This window comes from Olivibacter sitiensis DSM 17696 (assembly GCF_000427965.1).
GTDB lineage: Bacteria > Bacteroidota > Bacteroidia > Sphingobacteriales > Sphingobacteriaceae > Olivibacter > Olivibacter sitiensis.
On record NZ_ATZA01000040.1, the window covers coordinates 35,832 to 57,993 of the forward strand.

General features: G+C 42.4%; 21 protein-coding genes and 1 other RNA gene. 13 read left to right on the forward strand and 9 right to left on the reverse strand.

The features are described 5' to 3' along the window. Positions 1 to 4 precede the first annotated feature (4 nt). The gene (gene recQ, locus A37S_RS0117375) at positions 5 to 2,194 is read right to left on the reverse strand and encodes a DNA helicase RecQ (RefSeq protein WP_028298097.1); all 2,190 of its coding nucleotides are present in this window, start codon (positions 2,192 to 2,194) and stop codon (positions 5 to 7) included. A gap of 97 nt (positions 2,195 to 2,291) precedes the next feature. Between recQ and A37S_RS0117380 the strand changes: the two genes are divergently transcribed. Further along, positions 2,292 to 3,260, forward strand: coding sequence for a KpsF/GutQ family sugar-phosphate isomerase (locus tag A37S_RS0117380; protein ID WP_028298098.1), 969 nt, complete (start codon positions 2,292 to 2,294; stop codon positions 3,258 to 3,260). Between the two features lie 74 nt (positions 3,261 to 3,334). On the opposite strand, the gene A37S_RS0117385 is transcribed toward A37S_RS0117380, so the two are convergent. The 6 genes from A37S_RS0117385 to A37S_RS0117410 form a co-directional block, all read right to left on the reverse strand. Next, entirely contained in the window at positions 3,335 to 4,528 is a 1,194-nt protein-coding gene (locus A37S_RS0117385; protein ID WP_028298099.1) for a tetratricopeptide repeat protein, read from the reverse strand. Between the two features lie 9 nt (positions 4,529 to 4,537). Further along, positions 4,538 to 5,647, reverse strand: a complete 1,110-nt coding sequence (locus A37S_RS0117390; RefSeq protein ID WP_036602967.1) for a tetratricopeptide repeat protein — start codon at positions 5,645 to 5,647, stop codon at positions 4,538 to 4,540. A 195-nt stretch (positions 5,648 to 5,842) separates the two neighbouring features. Beyond that, positions 5,843 to 8,449, reverse strand: a complete 2,607-nt coding sequence (gene gyrA, locus A37S_RS0117395) for a DNA gyrase subunit A (protein WP_028298101.1) — start codon at positions 8,447 to 8,449, stop codon at positions 5,843 to 5,845. Positions 8,450 to 8,536: 87 nt separating this feature from the next. Further along, a complete protein-coding gene (hemF, locus tag A37S_RS0117400; RefSeq protein WP_028298102.1) occupies positions 8,537 to 9,439 on the reverse strand; it encodes an oxygen-dependent coproporphyrinogen oxidase in 903 nt (300 codons plus the stop codon). 207 nt (positions 9,440 to 9,646) lie between these two features. Beyond that, on the reverse strand, positions 9,647 to 10,885 hold the full coding sequence (locus A37S_RS0117405) for an MFS transporter (protein WP_028298103.1): 1,239 nt from the start codon (positions 10,883 to 10,885) through the stop codon (positions 9,647 to 9,649). A gap of 57 nt (positions 10,886 to 10,942) precedes the next feature. Next, positions 10,943 to 11,677 carry a hypothetical protein gene (locus A37S_RS0117410; RefSeq protein ID WP_157278781.1) on the reverse strand — a complete coding sequence of 245 codons (735 nt, stop codon included), beginning with the start codon at positions 11,675 to 11,677 and terminating at the stop codon, positions 10,943 to 10,945. Positions 11,678 to 11,873: 196 nt separating this feature from the next. Between A37S_RS0117410 and A37S_RS0117415 the strand changes: the two genes are divergently transcribed. From A37S_RS0117415 to A37S_RS0117440, 7 genes are all read left to right on the forward strand, one after another. After that, positions 11,874 to 12,362, forward strand: coding sequence for a DUF4442 domain-containing protein (locus A37S_RS0117415; RefSeq protein ID WP_028298105.1), 489 nt, complete (start codon positions 11,874 to 11,876; stop codon positions 12,360 to 12,362). Between the two features lie 57 nt (positions 12,363 to 12,419). Next, a complete protein-coding gene (locus A37S_RS0117420) occupies positions 12,420 to 13,055 on the forward strand; it encodes an AlbA family DNA-binding domain-containing protein (RefSeq protein ID WP_028298106.1) in 636 nt (211 codons plus the stop codon). A 64-nt stretch (positions 13,056 to 13,119) separates the two neighbouring features. After that, the gene (locus A37S_RS0117425; RefSeq protein WP_028298107.1) at positions 13,120 to 13,557 is read left to right on the forward strand and encodes a hypothetical protein; all 438 of its coding nucleotides are present in this window, start codon (positions 13,120 to 13,122) and stop codon (positions 13,555 to 13,557) included. A 19-nt stretch (positions 13,558 to 13,576) separates the two neighbouring features. Continuing rightward, positions 13,577 to 14,242, forward strand: a complete 666-nt coding sequence (locus A37S_RS0117430; RefSeq protein ID WP_028298108.1) for an SCO family protein — start codon at positions 13,577 to 13,579, stop codon at positions 14,240 to 14,242. Beyond that, positions 14,232 to 14,666 carry a c-type cytochrome gene (locus A37S_RS25115; protein WP_036602970.1) on the forward strand — a complete coding sequence of 145 codons (435 nt, stop codon included), beginning with the start codon at positions 14,232 to 14,234 and terminating at the stop codon, positions 14,664 to 14,666. Before A37S_RS0117430 ends, A37S_RS25115 begins: the two co-directional genes overlap by 11 nt. A gap of 132 nt (positions 14,667 to 14,798) precedes the next feature. After that, positions 14,799 to 15,194: RNase P RNA component class A (gene rnpB, locus A37S_RS26385), an RNA gene on the forward strand. Positions 15,195 to 15,254: 60 nt separating this feature from the next. Further along, complete coding sequence (locus A37S_RS0117440; protein ID WP_028298109.1) at positions 15,255 to 16,697, forward strand: sigma-54-dependent transcriptional regulator; 1,443 nt, start codon at positions 15,255 to 15,257, stop codon at positions 16,695 to 16,697. A gap of 37 nt (positions 16,698 to 16,734) precedes the next feature. Here A37S_RS0117440 and A37S_RS0117445 read toward each other — a convergent pair whose 3' ends face one another. Beyond that, positions 16,735 to 17,304, reverse strand: a complete 570-nt coding sequence (locus A37S_RS0117445; protein WP_342663608.1) for a YqgE/AlgH family protein — start codon at positions 17,302 to 17,304, stop codon at positions 16,735 to 16,737. Between the two features lie 180 nt (positions 17,305 to 17,484). On the opposite strand from A37S_RS0117445, the gene pdxH reads away from it, so the two are divergent. The 4 genes from pdxH to A37S_RS25120 all read left to right on the forward strand — a co-directional run bounded on the left by pdxH (position 17,485) and on the right by A37S_RS25120 (position 20,319). Then, positions 17,485 to 18,126, forward strand: a complete 642-nt coding sequence (pdxH, locus tag A37S_RS0117450; RefSeq protein WP_028298111.1) for a pyridoxamine 5'-phosphate oxidase — start codon at positions 17,485 to 17,487, stop codon at positions 18,124 to 18,126. Positions 18,127 to 18,144: 18 nt separating this feature from the next. Further along, positions 18,145 to 18,651, forward strand: a complete 507-nt coding sequence (locus A37S_RS0117455; protein WP_036602974.1) for an NADH-quinone oxidoreductase subunit C — start codon at positions 18,145 to 18,147, stop codon at positions 18,649 to 18,651. A 65-nt stretch (positions 18,652 to 18,716) separates the two neighbouring features. Then, positions 18,717 to 19,865 carry an NADH-quinone oxidoreductase subunit D gene (locus tag A37S_RS0117460; protein ID WP_028298113.1) on the forward strand — a complete coding sequence of 383 codons (1,149 nt, stop codon included), beginning with the start codon at positions 18,717 to 18,719 and terminating at the stop codon, positions 19,863 to 19,865. Positions 19,866 to 19,881: 16 nt separating this feature from the next. Then, positions 19,882 to 20,319: a hypothetical protein gene (locus A37S_RS25120; protein WP_036602977.1), complete on the forward strand. Its 438-nt coding sequence runs from the start codon at positions 19,882 to 19,884 to the stop codon at positions 20,317 to 20,319. A 188-nt stretch (positions 20,320 to 20,507) separates the two neighbouring features. Here A37S_RS25120 and A37S_RS0117470 read toward each other — a convergent pair whose 3' ends face one another. Then, the gene (locus A37S_RS0117470; RefSeq protein WP_028298114.1) at positions 20,508 to 21,401 is read right to left on the reverse strand and encodes an alpha/beta hydrolase; all 894 of its coding nucleotides are present in this window, start codon (positions 21,399 to 21,401) and stop codon (positions 20,508 to 20,510) included. A gap of 571 nt (positions 21,402 to 21,972) precedes the next feature. On the opposite strand from A37S_RS0117470, the gene A37S_RS27810 reads away from it, so the two are divergent. Next, positions 21,973 to 22,162, forward strand: a 190-nt coding sequence (locus tag A37S_RS27810) for a hypothetical protein (protein ID WP_036600995.1), incomplete at its 3' end; no start/stop codon positions are given.

Sequence of the window (22,162 nt, forward strand, 5' to 3'; positions counted from 1 at the left end):
GTTGTTAATTTCCTAGTTCGGACATGAATTTGATGCGCATTAATTGAATCTCTTCAAAGGTATAATCCTCGGTACCAAGGTCCTTAAGCGCCGCATCAATGGAATCTATTTCAGCAGCCCTAAAATAATCAAACACTTCATCTTGGCGTTCTTCATCAATCAATTCGTCTATGTAATAGCTCAGATTCAATTTGGTGCCCGAATTGACTATGGATTCCACTTCCTTGATGATATCTTCATAGCTCAAGCCTTTTGCATTGGCTATATCCTCTAAACCTATTTTCCTGTCGATATTTTGAATAATGGAGACCTTTAGCGCCGATTTATTGGCAGTTCCCTTTATTACCAAATCCACGGGTCTGTCAATATCGTTCTCTTCAACGTAGTTTTTAATCAGATTAATAAACTGAGAGCCAAACTTGAGTGCTTTTCCAGCCCCCACTCCATGTATTTGCTTCAGTTCGTCCATTGTGACGGGATAATGGATACACATCTCTTCCAAGGAAGGATCCTGAAATATTACGAAAGGTGGTAAACCCTTTGTTTTGGCAATTTTTTTGCGTAGATCCTTTAGCATGAGCAAAAGCTGCGAATCTATCGTTCCAGGTGCTTGGGCGGGATTTTCATCTACTGAATCGTCCGTTTTTGCCATCGGGTTGTTTAGGTAAAACTTGACGGTATAGGGGTTTTCCAGAAATGATAAACCCGTTTTGGTCATTTTGAGCAAGCCATAATTGTCCACATCCTTGGAAAGGTAATTGTTAAGTACTGCCTGTCTCAAAAGCGATTTCCAGTAAATAATGCCCTTGTCTTTACCAGAACCATAAAAAGGATGCTTGTCGTGATTATAAGATGATACAAACTGGTTGTTTTGACCAATCATCACATTGATAATGTGATTGTCATCAAATTTTTCACCTTGCTCCTGAATAAACTTAAGTACGTTAAGTAAAGATTCTTCTGCATCAAATTGTTGACGTTGGCTATTGCAGTTATCACACATATAATTGCAGCCAGCTTCATCAAAATCCTCACCGAAATAATGTAAAATCTGCTTTCGTCTGCATACGGACGATTCGGAATAATCTATTACTTCTTTTAGTATCTGCGTGCCTATTTCCCTTTCGGATACAGGTTTATCCTTCATGAATTTAGTCAGCTTTTCAATATCCTTTTCTGAATAGAAAGCAACGCAAATACCCTCTCCCCCATCTCTTCCGGCCCTTCCAGTCTCCTGATAGTAGCCTTCCATACTTTTCGGGATATCGTGATGGATCACGTATCGTACATCTGGCTTGTCGATCCCCATACCGAAGGCTATGGTAGCAACGATCACCTCTACCTCTTCCATGAGAAACTTGTCTTGTGTCTCCGCCCTTGTCTTGGCGTCTAGTCCAGCATGATAAGGAAGCGACCTAATGCCATTGATATTGAGCACCTCGGCAATCTCCTCCACCTTCTTTCGGCTAAGGCAATAGATAATGCCAGATTTGCCGGTATTTTTCTTGATAAAGCGCACTATTTCCTTTACGACGTTCAATTTGGGCCTTACTTCGTAATAGAGGTTGGGCCTATTGAATGACGATTTGAAAAGTGTGGCATTATTCATATGGAGATTCTTACGAATATCCGACTGTACCTTGGGGGTAGCTGTTGCCGTCAGGGCAATAATGGGGATGTTGTCCCCGATACCGTTTATTACTTGGCGTATTTTTCTGTATTCCGGACGAAAATCGTGCCCCCACTCAGAAATACAATGAGCCTCATCTACGGCGACAAATGAAACTTTGATCAATTTCAAGAATTCCATGTTCTCCGTCTTGGCCAGAGACTCGGGTGCTACGTAAAGCAATTTGGTTTTTTTGTCTATAACATCTTGCTTTACCTTGGTTATTTCACTTTTATTGAGTGATGAATTTAAAAAATGGGCTATACTATCGGAGCCGCCAAAGGCCCTCAGTTGATCAACTTGGTTTTTCATGAGGGCAATTAAGGGGGAAATCACGATGGCTGTACCCTCGCTCATTAGCGCAGGTAGTTGATAGCAGATAGATTTTCCACCGCCAGTAGGCATTATTACAAAAGTATCCTTCTTCTGCAGAATATTGGTTATAATCGCCTCTTGTTCACCCTTAAATGTATCAAAACCAAAAAAGTTCTGTAGGTTATCGAATAATGTTTTTTCTATATTCATTGTCCTTTCGGAAAAAATTAAAACCTAAGGCTTAGGTAGCATTGTTTAAAAATAATATATTTTTGCCTTAATTTCTACACTAATATACATATTATCCTTGAAAACGAAAAGCGACATAGAAAAAATTGCAATTAATGTTCTCCGTTTAGAATCGGCAGCGATAGCACAGCTGGCTACTTTCATCAACGATGATTTTTCCAATGCGGTCGAAGCGATTATATCCATTGAAGGAAGGGTGATCATAACGGGAATCGGCAAGAGCGCCATCGTTGCGCAAAAAATCGTGGCAACCATGAACTCAACGGGTACGCCGGCGGTATTCATGCATGCTGCTGACGCCATACATGGCGATTTGGGCATTGTACAGCCGCATGACATTGTCATCGCGATCTCAAAGAGTGGCAATACACCGGAAATCAAGGTATTGGTGCCACTTTTAAAGCATACAGGCTCCAAACTAATAGCATTGGTAGGCAATAGAGAGTCTTACCTGAGCAAGAATGCCGATTTTATTTTGGATGCCTTTGTAGAAAAGGAAGCTTGTCCTTTGAATCTCGCGCCTACTACCTCTACTACGGCCCAATTGGCTCTTGGAGATGCCCTGGCAATCTGTCTGTTGGAATGTCGACAGTTTACCAACCAGGATTTTGCAAAATACCATCCCGGTGGAGCGTTAGGGAAAAGGTTGTACCTAAAGGTGGAAGATTTGGCTTTCCAGAACGAGAAACCCAACGTTCAAATAGATACTGACATTAGAGAAGTTCTTGTTTCTATTACAAAGAATAGATTGGGAGCAGTTGCTGTGATGAACGGAAGCCAGGTGGTAGGCATTATAACGGATGGGGATATTAGGCGCATGCTGGAAAAAAGCAGTGATTTCTTACAATTAAAAGCGGGTGATATAATGGGCAAACAGCCCAAGACAATCCAAAAAGGGGAACTCGCTGTCCATGCCCTGGATATGATGAAAGCAAATAATATTACGCAGTTAATAGTGCTCGACCAAAATGCCTCCTATTTTGGCATTATTCACTTACACGATTTGCTAAAAGAGGGGATTATATAAAAAGCAAAAGGGAATCGTTTTGAGATTCCCTTTTGTTTCTGCTTTTCAGTAAATGGGCACGTTGTCCCCTACTATTACAAGTTATTGATCTTTTGCGTCAATTCTTCTGCCTTGGCATCTTCGCCTTTCAATTGGTAGTAGGCACGCATGTTGCGTAGGTTCATCTCAGAATTTGGTTCCAATTGCAATGCTTTCTCCAAGTATGGCAATGCCTTATCGGCTTCTGCCACTGCTTCAGCTACCGCTTTGTCGTATTCGTCTTGGGTTTTTATGCTGCTCGCTTTGGCAATCTTGTCATTGGTTTGATTTAGAATAATTACAGCTGCATTGCCATAGTTTCTAACGTCTTCAGGTGCAGCCTCAATTCCTTTCTTGTAAGACTCCAATGCCTTTTCCTTATCGCCGGCCGATTCGTAAGCGATTCCAAGGAAAAAGGGATAGTCTGAATTGCTTGGATCGGCTTTCACTTGCTCCTCAAGTTCTGATATAACCTCATTTCCTTTTCCCACGTTGAGGTATTTGATGATCCTAGCTTGAACAATTTTGCTGCTATCTGGGAATTTTGAAGCTGCTTCATCCATTACCTTAATGGACTGTACGGTATCGCCTTTTGCCCAATATGTGTCGGATAAGCCTATGTAAGCATCGGAATTATCCCCAGGGATTAACTTTTGGAAGTTTTCTATCGATTTGTCGTAGTCCTTATTTGCCTGGGCAGCAAGGCCTCCAAAATAGTATAGGGAATTTTTCACTTCGTCGTTGTCAAAATCATATGACAGTGCTTTATCCCAGGAAGCTTGTGCCTCTGCATATTTTCCTTCTTGGAACTCTTTTACGCCTTTATTTTGCAAGTAATAGGCCAACAGAAGTTCGGAACGTTCTTTTAAGGGGGCTATATCATCAGGAACTTTCCCTTCCAATTCATTGGATTTGCTAAGCGCTTCGTCAGCTTCTTTATATGAAGCTTCAGCCGCGTCTTGATTTCCGGATTGTTCGTTGATGAGCGTTTCCTCCGCACCTAGAACGGATGCCAATATCCAAGTTTCAGGCAATGAAGAAGTTTTCTCGTGTGCCTTGGCTTTATCTATTGAAGCCTTGGCATTGGCCATTTCTTTCGTCGCTATATCGGGAAGGTTGGTAAACGCACCACCTGATAGCGTAGAATATTTTTCGTAACTTGACTTTGCTTTGTTCAATTCACCTTTTTGGGCAAAGGATAGGGATGTTCCCATCACCAACGCAGCAAATAAAAAAGATTTGATTTTCATAATTTTCTACTAATTTGATGTGATTTGATTCAATTGATTATTCACCCTGTCCAACTGTTCGTAATTGCCAGCCTTGGCAAATAATACAGAAAGCGATTTCAATGCGTTGATCGCATTTGGGTCAATTTCATTAGCCTTTAGAAGATATTCCTGTGCCTTATATTGCTTTTCTAAATTGTCGGTATCGGCAACGAAATCCTTCAGATAAAGAAGTCCAAGCTCATAATTGCTACTATAGTCCGTAGGCTTGATTTCTATGGCGTTTTTATAGTACTTTTCTGCTTCCGTCTTGTTGCCTACCATTTCATAGCTAAATCCAGCTAAATAATTGAGATTCAAATTTTTTGGATCTTTAGACATGGCATTGGGTATCAATGGGATAATCGATTCATAATTGCCCGTCGAGGCATATAAATTCATCAGGTCAAAAAGGATGTCCTTATTGTCTGGAAAATAGTCCAATCCCGTCAACAACGTGTTTTTAGCTGCATTTAAATCAGAGGCATTTATGTACAGGTTAGCTAGTGTTAGAATATATTCGGGTTTGGAGGTATTTTTACTCCTTAAGAATGCCTGGTACGAGCGAATGGCATTTTGATTGTCGTTCGTTTTCTCATTCAGTACCGCGATATTGTGCTTTACGTTGATCTCTCCTTTGCTAAGACTATCGACCATTTTAAAACTTTTTAATGCCTCATTGAACTTGTTGTTCTTCAATTCCCTATTAGCCTGCATCAGATAAGCGCCAGCCAATTTGTTGTAGGCATAAGCTATTTTTGGTTGGTTTTCATGGTTCAGGTTATCATCGCGCAGCCTGTTCAGCATATATAGACCTTCATTTATTGGGTCTTTCTCATATTTCTGAGTTCGGTTTGAATCTACGTAAGCCAAGGTACTATACACCAAGGCACGGAGCAAGTTGTTATTATAATTTAAAGAGTCTCTACGCTCTTTAAAGGCCAAATCTGCAAACTTTCTTGCTTCGATCAGGTATTTGATGTCACCACTGCTGCTGAAAAGTGCAAAGTTATTGTTGCCTTCTTTCAGGTTTGACTGGCCGAAAGTACTTGCCGCAATCAGCGATAGGGAACAAACTAAGATGAACCTTATTTTTTTCATTTTGATTTAACTAACAAACCAAACTTTTCTTTGATTTAACAACTGGCGGATTCTCCATAACAAAATGCCCTAAAGTTATTGAAAATCTATTTTTTTTTAAAACCATGATTGAAAATAAGAGCAAAACTCATTCCAATCATGGTTTGTTTATAACCGTTGATCCCACGTTATTCGAAAAACTTCCTTCAAACGGCTTTATTCCTTGTCTTCTGAACTTTCAGCGTCGCCATTCGGGTCCTCGGGTTTTCCGTCAGTGTCACTTGTATTCTGTACTTCGTCAGTTGGATGAGCAATGACTGCATCATTTTGTACATTTTCTTCCTCATCCTCATCGTGAGCTACCTTAGTAACCGACGCAATGGAGTCTCCGTTTTTCAAATTGATGAGCCGTACCCCTTGCGTGGCCCTTCCCATGACACGAAGTTGGCTGACCGCTATACGGATTACTATTCCCGATTTGTTGATGATCATGAGATCGTCATTGTCAGTCACATCGTTAATGGCTACCAGCGTGCCCGTTTTTTCCGTAACGTTTAAGGTCTTGACCCCTTTTCCTCCCCTATTGGTTATGCGGTAATCGTCTATATCGGTTCGTTTTCCATAACCGTTTTCCGAGACTACCAATACCGTGGTCTCGGGACTATTTACGCTAATCATTCCTACTACCTCATCCTCTTCCCCTGCTAGGGTCACACCTCTCACTCCAGTGGCTGTTCTGCCCATTGGTCTTACCGTAGATTCGTTGAAACGTATTGCGCGACCTGATTTCAATGCCATCACAATTTCGCTTTTACCATCGGTCAAGCAAGCCTGAAGCAAATGATCACCCTCATTGATATTGATGGCGTTTATACCGTTTGCCCTTGGCCTAGAGTAGGCTTCCAGCGATGTTTTCTTAATGGTACCCTTTTTGGTACACATGATGATGAAATTATTTTCCAAGTATTCTTGGTCTTTCAAGTTGATAACCTTGATGTAGGCCTTAATCTTTTCTTCCTTGGGAATATTGACTATATTTTGGATAGCCCTTCCACGTGACGTTCTGCTTCCTTCCGGGATTTCAAAGGCACGCAACCAGAAACAGCGGCCAGCTTCGGTGAAGAACAACATATAGTTGTGGGCTGATGCTGTAATGATGTGTTCGGTGAAGTCCTCGTCTTTCGTGCTTGATCCGAGCGATCCCTTACCTCCACGGGCTTGAATGCGGTATTCGGTAAGTGGTGTACGTTTTACATAGCCTTCATGCGAGATGGTGATGACAATCTCCTCATCGTCGATGAAGTCTTCCATACGCATATCTTCAGCCGAGTGTACTATATGCGAGCGTCGCTCGTCACCATACTTTTCTTTTATTTCGAGCAGCTCATCCTTAATGATCTGCATGCGCAAGCCCTCATCGGCCAGTATAGCCTTCAAATGCTCGATGGTTTTCATCAATTCGGCATATTCTTCCTTGATCTTATCACGTTCGAGTCCCGTGAGTCTCCTCAGTGTCATGTCCAAGATGGCTCTTGCCTGAATATCACTGAGACCAAAGCGTTCCATCAAGCCAGTACGTGCATCCTCTGGCGTGTCGGAGGCGCGGATAAGCTGTATTACTTCATCAAGATGATCCAAGGCAATGAGCAAACCTTCCAGAATATGCGCACGTTTCTCGGCTTCTGCAAGTTCAAATTTGGTACGGCGAATGACCACCTCATGCCTATGCTCCACGAAATGGTGGATCATATCCTTTAGGTTCAACAACATGGGCCTACCTGAAACCAGGGCTATGTTATTGATACTAAATGAGGTTTGTAGAGCCGTGTACTTGAATAAATTGTTCAGCACGACGGAGGCATTGGCATCTCGCTTTATTTCATATACAATGCGCATTCCTTGCCTGTCGGACTCATCGCGAATGGCCGAAATGCCTTCAATTTTCTTTTCGTTGACCAAGTCTGCCGTGCGCTTGATCATATCGGCCTTATTGACTTGATAAGGAATTTCGCTGACGATGATGACTTCCCGATCATTTTTGACGGTTTCAATTTCGGCCTTTGCCCTCATCATCACTCTACCTCTACCTGTCTCAAAAGCTTCTTGGACACCTGCGTATCCATATATCAGGCCTCCTGTTGGGAAATCAGGAGCCTTTATGTGCTTCATCAACTCCGAAATTTCTATTTCCCTATTGTCTATATAGGCAATAGTACCGTCCACTACCTCGCTTAGGTTGTGCGGGGCCATATTGGTGGCCATACCCACGGCAATACCCGATGCACCGTTAACCAATAGATTGGGGATTTTCGTGGGCAATACACTCGGCTCTTCCAGCGTATCGTCAAAGTTGAGCTGGTAATCAATGGTGTCTTTGTTGATATCAGCCAGCATCTCTTCGGCTATCTTTTTAAGCCTTGCTTCCGTATAACGCATAGCCGCAGGGCTGTCGCCGTCTACGGAACCAAAGTTTCCCTGGCCATCTACCAAAGGATATCTCAGGCTCCATTCTTGTGCCAATCGTACCATCGTATCGTATACGGATGAGTCGCCATGTGGGTGGTACTTACCTAAAACGTCCCCCACGATACGGGCCGATTTCTTGTAGGGCTTATTGCTTGTGACACCTAAGTCCAACATGCCGTAGAGCACCCTCCTGTGTACAGGTTTAAGTCCATCCCTCACATCGGGAAGGGCACGAGAAACAATGACAGACATAGAGTAATCTATGTAAGCCGATTTCATTTCTTCTTCAATACTGATGGGGATGATCCGGTCGTTTGCCGGTATTAGGTTATCGTCGTTTTCTGTTTCGTCAGCCATAATTAAATTTAATCAACTGGCAATCCATTCCTAGATTGCGCAGGCGAAATTAACAATTTTTTATTGATGTTGCGCACATTAATGTGCTTAATACACGAGCCAATCTCTCTCCTTCAGCAGCTGGCTCTGTGTTTTTTCCTCCAATGAACCGACAAGTGGTTTATAATTGTATATCCAGTTGGCCTGTGGAGGCATACTCATGAGTATTGATTCTATCCTGCCATTGGTTTCCAGCCCGAATTTGGTACCAGAATCGTATACTAAATTAAACTCCACATACCTGCTCCTCCTCACAGATTGCCACTGTTTATGCGAATCGTCATAGGATTTACCTCGGTTTCTGAACATCAATTCGGTATAGATAGGTGCAAAACTTTTGCCCAGATGAACACTGAAATCAAATAATTCCTCATAGCTCAGGTCTGTGTTCTTCGGAGTCAGCTTGTCGTAGAACACGCCTCCTATCCCCCTTGTTTCGTGCCGATGCTTGATGTAGAAATAGTCGTCTGCCCACTTCTTGAACCAAGGATAGAATTTGGGGCTTGCCGCATCGCAAACTTTTTTTAACTCGCCATGGAAATATTTGGCATCTTCGGCAATGATGTAATGTGGCGTTAGGTCGATGCCACCACCAAACCATCGGGTTTGCTCGTTCAGCTCGAAGTAACGGATATTCATGTGGATAATGGGCATCCACGGATTTAGGGGGTGTATCACAATGGAAACGCCAGTAGCGAAAAACTGATCATCACTTACCTGAAATGCCTTCTTGATATTCTCTGGCAGCTGCCCGTGTACGGCCGAAAAGTTCACCCCTCCTTTTTCTATCACGTTTCCCTGCTGGATAATTCTGGTACGGCCTCCACCGCCTCCTTCCCTATCCCATAGCTCTTCCTCAAATTTGGCTCCCCCATCGGCGCTTTCAAGAGCTTGGCATATCTCATCTTGTATGGTTCGGTATGCCGAAGCAATTGCTTCCTTTGTTGTCATCCTGCAAATATAAGGCAATAGGACTAAAGCTGAAAGTCCCATTCGACACACAATCGTTTGATAGTCCATTTGCGAGCAGAAATATAAAATCTATTGAGAACGAAACTGACTGCGTTCCTACTTCGTATGACAAAGACGATGAGAACAGCAATGAGGAACGGACTTAATCGCCGAAAAGCAGGAATTACCCAGAGAAGACATATTCAACTACTCTTCCCAATAGTTCAAATCCTTGTCGAAAGTCTCTTCCAAGCGCGACAGTGCGAATATGGCGATAAGCGACAATAATACCACAACGCCCATACCAGCATGGATGATACCCCATTTTCCTACCAAGAACTCAAACAGAAAGGTGCTGGGTATCAATGCCGCTCTCACAAAATTGGGAGCGGTGGTAGCTACTGTTGCCCTTAGATTGGTGCCAAACTGCTCGGATGATATGGTAACGAAAGTAGCCCAATAGCCAACGGACAGCCCCATGAAAAAGGCCAGCCACTTGAATTGGGCTTGCGTAATGCCAGTAGAGGTAAGGTAAAGAAATGAACTTATCAGAATGAGTATCTGAAACAATAGGACGGCCTTTTTTCGCGAGCGCGTCATTTGAGCAAAGAGTCCGGCAAAGATATCGCCCAGAGAGATACCTATATAGGCAAACATAATACCCTCACCTGCGCTCAGGGTGGTCGGTGAACCCAATGCATGGCCAAACTCTGGCGCTTGGGTGATAAAGATCCCAACCACAAACCAGATGGGCAGACCAATGAGCATGCAGTACAGGTAACGTAGGAAACGCTCTTTGTTATTGAATAACATAAGTATATTGCCCTTGCTCCATTTGGACTGTTCCTCCCCTTGCTTAAACAAATGCGATTCAAATGCTCCTAGGCGCATCAGTAGCAATAGTATGCCCATACCGCCCCCTACGAAATAAGCGTTGCGCCAATTGAAATGTTCTGCTACATAGAAAGCGACAATAGCACCCAACACGCCGATCCCTGCAATGAGCATGGTACCATAACCCCTCTTCCCTTTGTCCATACTTTCGCTCACCAAGGTAATGCCGGCACCAAGTTCGCCTGCCAATCCTATTCCGGCAATGAAACGAATCCAGGCATATTGATGGATTTCCTGTACGAGTCCATTGGCCATGTTGGCCAAGGAGTATAGCAATATCGACCCAAAAAGTACCTTGATACGGCCATACCTGTCTCCTATGATGCCCCAGATGATGCCACCCAATAGCAGTCCGGCCATTTGCATATTCAGCACATACTCGCCATCGGTGCGCATATCCTCTGCGGGGATACCGATATCCCTGAAGCTATTGATGCGTACAATGGAAAATATGACCAAATCGTATATATCTACGAAATATCCTAGCGATGCAATGAGTACCAACAGCCAAACGCCCTTTTTGCTAGAATCAGATTTAGTTTCTTGTGACATGTTCATGAAAAATTGGGCTAAAATAAAAATAATTCGAAAGGAAAAAGCAATTGCCTTTTATTTATTCCTGCCTTTAAATTCTTCCCATTTGGCTCGTATATAAACGATAATATCATAATCGGATGATGAGTTTATCCAATCGTAGTCTGGAAGATAGTTTATCATGAACAAATCCAAATCCTTTCCTTCCAGTTTTGTGATGTTTGATACCAAGGCGCGATTGAAGCGTTGTTCCACCATATCGGCCTCAAAATCCTTTTGCAATGTTCTTTGAAGCCGTCTGGCATCTCTTCCTGACTTTCCCAGTGCGTTATACAATTTGGTTATATCTAATGCAAAACCTACACCTACCGTAAACATGTTCTTAGTGTCTCCTTTCGAATAGATATCCTTGTATTCCCTTCGATTCTCTTCCAATTTCTGTTGAGGCGATGTATTGCGTCTTGACGTAATGAATACTTCCGGGAGCACAATACTCATTGTTTTCAATTTTACCTGATAATAGGTGGATTCATTTACCGTCAGGGTATCCGTCAAGTGCCTAGGTGATAAAAAAACAAGCCGATCTCCTTTCCGTGCCTCCAGATGAAAGAGCCCTTGTCTATCGCTTTGAAAGATGGTATCCCTATTTATATGCTTAATAAATATGCTATTCAGCGGGATATTCGTTTCTCGGTCGGACACCATGCCCTTTATAAGCCTGTTGGGTTGTCCCAGGCCTTCCTTAGTGAGATGAATTAAAAATACTATTACTATAGAAATGACACGAATGGACATAGCCAGTTTTTTCACTTTGAAATGTCTATGAGCTTTCTAAAATAGCTATTTAATAATTGGTTTGCCTCTGTTTAACATCATTTAACACAGAGATTGTTGATTTACTTTAATGTTATTGCGATGGTTTTAAGTCTGCACAGTAGCCTAGATGTTGTGATTTTGATTAAATAGCCCTAGCTTTGTATTATGCTTGCATAATAAATTTGCCGTTATGAATTTATCTGAAAACAGTCTGAAATGGGTAATGCGCTTATATCCCCCACTTTTCTTCCAACGAATATGGACCAAGAAAGTCCATAAGGATTTCCTTGGGGTAGATGTAAAAATAAACCATAGCCTATGGAACAAGAACTATAACGGTTCCATTTTCGGCGGCACCATTTTCGCAGCATCTGATCCTTTCTATGCGTTGCTGTTCGATCAGATATTTAGAAAAAAAGGTTATAAGACAAGGGTTTGGCTCAAAAGCGCTGAAATTAATTACCTGAAGCCAGGTAGGCATTATCTCCACTACACTATTACCATTTCACCAGAGCTGATCGGTGAAGTACAGCAAGCGTTGGATCATCAGGGGAAATTCACAAAAAAACTTCCTATTAGTATTTTCGATAAAAATGGCTTACTTTGTGCTGAGGTGCAGAACGAAGTCTATGTTCGCAATCTGTTATATCAAGGTGAACGTCAAAGCATTTCGTACTAATCTGTTTGTTTTTTTGCACCCCAAATTTGAATTGTAATCACTTAAACAAAGTCTAAGGTGAATATCAAGCATTTAATTCTTCAAGGAGAAGGTGAACGACTCGATTTCAAGAACAAGATAAGTAGTGAGGTGAAAATTGCCAAAACGCTAGTTGCTTTTGCCAATAACAAGGGAGGCAGGCTGCTCGTGGGTATTGCCGACGATGGTACGATTAGAGGTGTGAAGAATGAAGAAGAAGAACGCTATACACTGAACAAGGCTGCAACTTTGTATTGCAAGCCGATAGTTGATATCCGTTTTGAAGAAGCGTTTGTCGACGATAAGGTTGTGCTTATCGCCGAGGTTTCCGAAAGTGACACCAAGCCGCATTTTGCCTTAGACGAGCAAAAAAAATGGTGGGTATATATCCGTATCAAGGATAGAAGCCAGCTTGCGGGCAAGGTAGTGGTAGACGTCCTGAAACGATCGTCGTTGCCAGATGGCGTTTTCATTTCCTATTCCGAAAAGGAAAAGAACATGTTGGAGTACATTCAGACGCAGGAAAAGGTCCTGTTATTGGATCTCTGTAAGCATATGAAGCTATCGAGAAGGAAAACACAAAAGATATTGGTAGACCTTATATTAGCAGGATTGATCAAGGTCAGTATGTCCGAAAAGGGCGAATATTACTCGGCCATGCCCGAAGCGGTATAAGCTCGGAAAAGGGATAAATTGCATATCCCTATCAATTTGTCTAAGTTTGCCCAAAACAATCTTCATGAAATATTGCATATATCTTTTTGTAGGGCTTTCTTTACTAGCGCTAGGGGCATGTCAGCAGCATGGTGCAAGCGAACAGGATGAATTGCTGAAGGACATCATGGCTGATCATGACAGCATTATGCCCAGGGTGGGAGTATTTGTACGTTACAATATGGCTTTGGATTCCGTACTGGACCAATTACCGGCACAAAAGTTAGCCAATCCGACATTGGATACCACTGCCAAGCGGACTAAGCTATTGGCTATAAAAAGTGCCTTGGAAAGTGCTACGGACAGTATGAACGAATGGATGGCCAACTTTGAGCCCGATCAATCTGAAAAGACGGCTCAAGAGGCAAAGGATTACTTAGAGGCTGAAAAGGGAAAGCTGGAAAAAATGAAAGTAGCCTTTAAAAACGTCGACTCGCTATTGCTTGCCAATCCATTAAGATAATAATTGTAAATTATTTAAAATGAAATATATAATAAATAATTCAAAGTGGTTTTATCTTCTTTCAGCACTAATGATGGCAACAGCCGCCTGCAAGCAGAACGGGAATTCGGAAAAGCTGCCTATTTTGGGAAAACGAGAAGCAGTCTCAAAAATAGTGAATGGCAATGAGCTAATAGATACGCTATATCAAACGATTCCTGCCTTTTCGTTCCTGAATCAGGACAGTACCGAGATTAATCAATCCGATTTCTCCAATTCCATTTACGTAACTGATTTCTTTTTCACTACATGTCCCAGCATATGTCCCATTATGAGCAGAAACCTGCTACAGGTACTTGACAAATACAGGGGCAACGAAGAAGTGAAGATCCTATCTCATACCATCAATCCAAAATATGACAGACCTTCCGTATTGAAGAAATACGCGGATAAGTTGGGCATAGAAGGCAATCAATGGGAATTTGCCTGGGGGCCGCAGGCAGATATCTATAAGATGGCCGACAGTTATATGGTCTTTGCCAAGGAAGATCCCAATGCTCCAGGTGGTTTTGAGCATCAAGGTTGGTTCATCCTAGTGGATAAGCAGGCCCGCATACGTGGCGCTTATGATGGCACTGATGCAGATCAAGTAAGTAAATTGCTGAGCGATATGGACATATTACTGGCAGAATACCATGAGCAATAGATCATTGACTGTACTAGGCACTTTGCTCGCCATCGTTGCTGTACTTTACGCCTGCCAGGGAGAAGAAGCTATCAGAAAGGCACAATACTATACCAATGGGCAAAAACTATATGCGCAAAGATGTCAAAACTGCCATGGAAGCAATGGCGAAGGCTTAGGACAGTTATATCCGCCTCTTTCGGATACGATTTATTTGGCAGGTAACCTGAACAAGGTAGCTTGCATGATAAAATTTGGAAGCAATGAAACCATTGAGGTACTCGGGAAGATCTATGACTCGGAAATGCCTCCAAATAAGGATTTGACCGATCAGGATATTGCCTATATCATGACCTATATCGGCAATTCATTCGGCAATGAATTGGGATGGATCAAAACAGAAGAGGTAACCAATAGTTTAGCGGCTTGCAATAAAGGTGATTAACTATTGACTAACAAGCGATGATTACGCTTGACGCATATTGCGGGGTTGACGAAAAGATAAAGGCTTATAAACTTGTTTTAGCCTGTCGGATTTGTAATTGACTTATCGCGGTAGTAATCGTATATTTGCGACCGAGTAAGCCGTTCTATCGCTGTTTCGATTTATCGGAAGAGAGGAAAGTCCGGGCAACATAGAGCATCTCGCTTCCTAACGGGAAGGATCTCGGCGTAGGTCGGGGTACGGAAAGTGCCACAGAAAACAAACCACCTCGAGCAATCGGGGAAAGGGTGAAAACGTGAGGTAAGAGCTCACGGCCTTGTATGGCGACATGCATTGCGGTAAACCCCGGGAGTTGAAAGACCAAATAGGTTCTGGATGGGGTGGCTCGTCCCAAATGACCGTCTCTGGCGGTCATAGCCAGAATGGGTAGGTCGTTTGATCCCGACAGCAATGTCGGGGCTAGATAAATGATAGAAATCCCAATGCACAATTGGGAGACAGAACCCGGCTTATAGGCTTACTCTTTTTTACATTTTTTTCAATCAATTTGGCGGAATCCATATTGAAGGTATCGAGGCTATCGAAATTATGACAAAAATATTAATCATTGATGATGAACGTGCCATTCGTAGCACGTTGAGGGAGATTTTAGAATACGAAGATTATCAGATTGTTGATGTCGACAATGGTATAGAGGGTCTGGATGTCATCAAGAAAGAGGCAATTGATTTGGTGCTATGCGACATTAAAATGAGTCGTATGGATGGCATGGAGGTGCTGACAGAAGCCCTTAAGATAAAGCCTGACCTACCCTTTATCATGATTTCTGGACATGGAACGATTGAAACAGCGGTGGAGGCCAGCAAAAAAGGGGCCTACGATTTTATCAGTAAACCACCCGATCTTAATCGATTGCTCATAACGGTACGCAATGCCTTGGAAAGAGGATCGCTAGTCAGCGAAACCAAGGTGCTGAAGCGACGTGTAAGCAAAACTAGAGACATCCTCGGCCATTCTGATGCCATCAATAGGATCAAGGAAACCATAGAGCGCGTAGCGCCTACAGAGGCTCGGGTATTGATAACCGGGGCCAACGGAAGCGGAAAGGAACTGGTCGCAAGATGGCTTCATGAAAAATCCCACCGGGCGGATGCCCCTTTAATAGAGGTCAATTGTGCAGCCATTCCCAGCGAATTGATTGAGAGTGAGTTATTTGGACATGAAAAGGGGTCGTTTACCTCCGCCGTAAAGCAACGTATCGGTAAGTTCGAACAAGCAGACAAGGGAACGTTGTTCCTCGATGAAATAGGCGACATGAGCCTTTCTGCCCAAGCCAAGGTATTGCGTGCTCTTCAAGAAAACAAGATTACGCGCGTAGGAGGCGATAAGGAGATTGAGGTAAACGTGCGTGTTATCGCGGCTACCAACAAGGATCTCCTAAAAGAGATTGAAGACGGCAATTTTCGGATGGACCTATACCATCGCCTAAGTGTGATACTCATACATGTACCGCCATTGAGCGAACGCAAGGACGACATTGCGATTATTGCAAATCATTTTTGCGATGAGATTTGCGGCGATTATGGTATGCCGGTAAAACAATTTACACCTGAAGCGATACTAGCGTTGCAAAGTCTCCCTTGGACAGGCAATATCCGGGAATTGCGCAATATGGTAGAACGTTTGATCATTCTAACGGACAAGGTGATTACCGATAAGGATGTAGTTGCTTTTGCCAACCCCTCCTCTCCTGCCGTTCACTCACAGCAAACTGCTGTCACCTCGCAAGGCAAACTTTACGAAAGTGACGCGGAAGAAGAAGCAAACGGAAGGGCGGCAAATAATGCAGAAACATATAATTTCGATCAGTTTAAATCTTTTCAGGATTACAAGGATTTTGCAGAAAGGGAATATATCAAATATAAGTTGGAACACAATGCTTGGAATGTCTCTAAGACAGCCGATGATATAGATATACAACGAAGCCATCTCTATAGCAAGATAGAGAAATATGGATTAAAGCGAAATTGATGCTGCTTTACGATGCGTTAGCTCGTGGCGGTTTTCATCAATTCCAATTGGGGTTTTGTGGAAAACTGGCGATGTGTGCGTATCTCGGGCCAAGGCTAATGACCGCCTGCTTCCAAAGATCTTCGCTATCATTTTCATATACCATGCCTGGATTATAGCTATTGCCTACTATCCAGGCATTTTCCTTAAGCTCTTTTTCCAATTGCCCTTTTTGCCAGCCGGAATAACCTATGAAAAATTTAATTTCATGCTCTTTTATGGCTTGTTCATCAATGAGTAATTTCAAGGCCTCAAAATTACCTCCCCAATATAGGTCCTCCCCTATCTGTATTCCACTGTTTAATTTGTCATAGGCACGATGTACGAATTGAATGGAGTTTTGGGCAACGGGTCCACCAATGAATAATGGGAAATGTGCTTCATCCATGCCTACCATAACATCGTTGAGTGATAGATTGCTAGGTTGATTGATGATCAAACCGATGGTACCATCGTCATTGTGTTCGCAAAGCAAGATGACTGAGCGCGTAAAATTGGGATCGAGCATAAAGGGTTCGGAAAGTAAAATACTGCCTACCTGCGGAACAAATTGATTGTGTATTCCCATGATGATAAATTTTATTCTAGTCTCTCCTTGTCAAAAACCAATTAAACATACATATTGTTGTCGTACTTTCCAAATTTCAATAAAAGTCATAATTATCTCACACCCTATATATAAACCGACACCGATTGCCGATTTTTATATTTCAATTTTTTATGTTTGCAACGAATAGGAAATATTATCATGGATTTGCACCTCGAAGACATTCGGGAGGAATATAAGCAAGCTGAGCTGCATGAAAGTAGCGTTAAGGCCAATCCTCTCGAGCAGTTTGACATATGGTTTAAGGAAGCGTTGCTGGCAAAAGTGCCCGAAGTAAATGCTATGACACTAGCTACGGCAGATAGCAAGGGAATTCCCAATGCGCGCATCGTACTGTTGAAACATGCCTCCGAGGAAGGATTCAGTTTTTATACCAACTATGTGAGCGAAAAAGGTGAAGAAATGGCCAAAAATCCATTCGTAGCCCTGGTGTTTTTTTGGTCTCAATTGGAGCGGCAGGTCCGCGTGCTAGGACAAGTCGAAAAGCTATCTGTTCAAGAATCTACGGCCTATTTTCATTCCAGGCCTATTGGAAGTCAGCTGGGAGCATGGGCATCGCCACAAAGCAAGGAAATACCGAATAGAGAATATCTTCAGAAAAGAATTAAGGAACTTGAAACGGAATATGAGGGCAATGAAGTCCCCAAACCACCGCATTGGGGTGGCTATTTGGTAAGGCCTTTTAGGGTTGAATTTTGGCAGGGACGCCCCAATAGGCTGCACGATCGTATTCGATATGAATTGGTAGACAATAATTGGGAGATTGTTCGTTTGGCTCCTTGACTTTTTTATCTTGACTTAATGATAGATTTAACGCATATAAAAAGTATCATCTCGCAGACTTGTGGCGAGCAGGCTATCCTCGGTGAGGAGCTGACTGGTCTGCAACCAACCCTTATCATCCACATGGACTACCTGGTGGCAGTATGCGCGGCACTCAAGAAAAATCCTGATACGTGGTTTGATTTCTTATCCTGTATCAGTGCCGTGGATCTGGGCAATGAAGGTTTCGGAGTCGTTTATCACCTTAGTTCTATTCCCAAGAAAGAACAGCTCTGCCTTAAGGTGAACGTGCCTGCAAACCGCGATGATCAGACTACCTTGCCCCTTGTACCCAGTGTAAATTCGGTTTGGAAAACGGCTGAATGGCATGAGCGCGAAGCTTATGACCTAATGGGGATATTTTTCGAAGGGCATCCAGATCTCAGGCGTATTCTGCTGCCAGACGATTGGGATGGCTATCCTCTGCGCAAGGATTATAAGGATGCCGAAACTTACCATGGTATAGCTATAAACCCGACAAGATGAGCGAAACCATAAACACGATTCCCGTCGGCCGTACGCAAGAGGCTGTAGACAAGTATCAGCAACGTATGCAAGATTTAAAGGACGGCGAGATGGTTATCAATCTGGGACCGCAGCACCCTTCTACGCACGGCGTGCTTCGGTTGGAATTGATTACTGATGGCGAAATCGTAAAGGAAATCGTACCCCACTTGGGCTATCTGCACCGTTGCTTTGAGAAACACGCCGAATCCATGAGTTATGGCAAGGTCATACCGTTCACCGATAGGTTGGACTACCTCGCTTCAATGAACAATAGCCATGCCTATGTTATGGGAGTGGAACGGATGTTGGGCATAGAAAACAATATACCCAAGCGAATAGAGTACATCAGGGTGTTGGTGTGCGAGTTAAATCGTATAGCATCGCACCTGATTGCAGTTGGGACTTATGGTATCGACATAGGAGCCACTACCCCGTTTTTATGGTGTTTTAGGGACCGAGAGCATGTTATGAATATGCTGGAGTGGGCATCAGGTTCTCGTATGCTTTACAATTATATCTGGATTGGCGGGTTATTTTATGATCTACCTGTGGGATTTGAGGAACGTTGCACTGAATTCGTACGCTATTTCAAACCTAAGCTGGTCGAACTTGACGACTTACTTACCAATAACCAGATTTTTATCTCTCGTACCGCCAATGTGGGCGCTCTTCCGCTGAGCACGGCCATAGACTATGGATGCTCTGGCCCCATGTTACGCGCTTCTGGGCTGAAATGGGACCTGCGCCGAGTGGACAATTACTCCGTCTATCCCGAACTGGATTTTGAGATCCCGATAGGTACGGGTGCCATGGGATCCGTGGGCGATTGTTGGGATAGGTATAAAGTGAGGATAGATGAGGTGAAGGAATCTGTAAAGATTATTGAACAATGCTTGGAAAGACTCCAGAAGGAGTTCAAACGGACACCCGATTTCGATCCACGGGCACTGGTTCCAAAAAAAGTGAATCCCAAGCCCCAAGATTATTATGTGAGAGCGGAAAATCCCAAGGGAGAATTAGGTTTTTATTTCGTAACCGATGGCAAAAACGATATTCCAAGACGTGTCAAATGCCGAGCTCCTAGCTTCCATAATCTTTCAGTACTTCCTGAAATTGGTAAGAATACTCCTATTGCCGATTTGATTGCCATTTTAGGCTCAATTGATATAGTATTGGGAGAAGTAGATCGATGAAAAAATAAGAATATAAATGCGTTATCTAATTATTTTTCAGGCAATCGTTGCCGCTGTAGCTGGACTGCTCATATCGAGTATGTCTTGGGTAGGCAAAATGGGTATCAATATCGCGTACAAAGAGTATGCAGTGTTAAAATCATGGTGGAAAGTAGCAATTATTTTATTTGCCATCCAGCTATTGCTTATTTTAATCCAATGGTTATTGACAAGCAATAGTGGAAAAAGGAATAAGGGATGGATGTTTCTTTTCTTAGCATTGGGAATTATGGGATTGGTCATTACCTACCATGATTTCCAAAATACGCTCTCTCATAAATTGCTTAAGGAAAAGTTCCGTTCAGGAGTTTATCTGTTTTGGCTCGGTTGGCTGGTATCGAGTGTCTTTTTCCTAACAAAAAGTAATAAAATATTGGCTATTGGTAATAAAAATACGGTGGTGACAAAAATTTGACAATAAAAATTAAAAATTTATGTAAAAATATTTGGATTAGTGTAGTTGAAACACTATCTTTGTATCATCATAATTTAGGTTTATAATTGGTTAGTAAAGGTTCTTGGTCTCCCCGGCCAAGGACCTTTCTTTTTATACGGTAGTTATGGATTTTATAGATATTGTATGTCATTGAATCTATAGTTAAGCTATTTTGCTCTATTGATAATTAAACGGATAATTTCAGCAATGGCCTTCCTGGATTCTGGGAAACCAAGGATCATAAAAACGTGTGGCATTTCCTCATACTCATAATAGTTGATGTCCACGCCTTGTGATTCGCATAAGGATCTGAATTTCCGGGCATCTGCCACAAAAATATCATGCGTGCCGATGAAAACGCTAATTTTTCCAAAGTCTTTAAGCGGGCCGTGAATCGGGCTGAGCAAGTAATTGCTGACATCTGTATCGCCAGCATAGGCCCTTCCTGCCATTTGCAAACCCTGTATACCTAAAAACGCATCTTTCGGATCAATGGCTTTCATATCCGGATTGGACGTGCTGACATCCAGCCATGGAGACAGCAAGATGGTCTGTGCAGGTGGCTCGATGCCTTCGTTTTTCATTTTCTGAGACAGTGCCAATGAAAAGCCCCCACCAGCCGAGTCACCCATAACAATGAGATTTTCTGCTCCGTGTTTGGCGAGCAGATCTTTGTATAGTGGCTCGATCATGGTGAAAGAATCTTTATATGTAAACGCCGGCGCCAATGGATAATCGGGAAAAATAACGGTGCACTTGCTCTTGATGATCAGGTCGCGAACAAACTGCCAGTGCTGCAATGCCGCAGGATGGATATATCCGCCGCCGTGCAAAAACAGCACAATGGTATCGCTTGCATCTTTCTTGGGCGACAACGTATATACATTCCGTCCGTTCGCTCGTTCGGTTTCAACATGCAGTCTATAACGTAACCATTTAGGCGGTTCGGGTCTGTAACTTTTCAGGTCGATCTGACCAGAAAGCATTTCTTTCTCCCAACTTCCTTTCGTATTCGTCAAGCGAAGGAGTTTTTGAAAAATTTTGCTTTTGATACTTGCCATAATTGTATTGTTTATTTTGTGAGTTTTAAACTATTAAGGAACTAAGTTCCATTAAGAAAACAACCTTAATACCCTTAACTTCTCAATGGTTCTATTTTTCTAACCATTAAGGAATGAAGTTCCATTAAGAAAACAACCTTAATACCCTTAACTTCTTAATGGTTCTATTTTTCTAACCATTAAGGAATGAAGTTCCATTAAGAAAAGAACCTTAATATCCTTAACTTATTAATGGTTCTATTTTTCTAACCATTAAGGAATGAAGTTCCATTAAGAAAAGAACCTTAATATCCTTAACTTCTTAATGGTTTTCTCAAAAAATTTAAACCATTAAGGGATTTAAGGGACATTAAGAAAAAAACCTTAATATCCTTAACTTCTCAATGGTTCTATTTTTCTAACCATTAAGGAATGAAGCTCCATTAAGAAAACAGCTTAATCCCCTTAACTTCCCTGCCTACCGGCAGGTAGGTTGATGGTTTTTCAAGTATTTAGGGTCTGCTGAAAAACTCTATTCGTTTTGTTAACCAATGAATTATAGTTATTTTTAGGTTGTCAAGTGCAAGGATTTATGAAAAAAGCATCAAAAAGGCGTGCACCTAGCCCTATTTATAGCAGTCCGAATCAGCTCATTATTGAGGGATTTGAGTCTCCTTTTGATCGTCATCTTAACCCAGAAAACCGTTGGGTTAAGTTAGCTCATCTGCTTCCCTGGGATAGTTTGTCGAACATTTATTACAAAGCATTTCCCAAGAAAGATA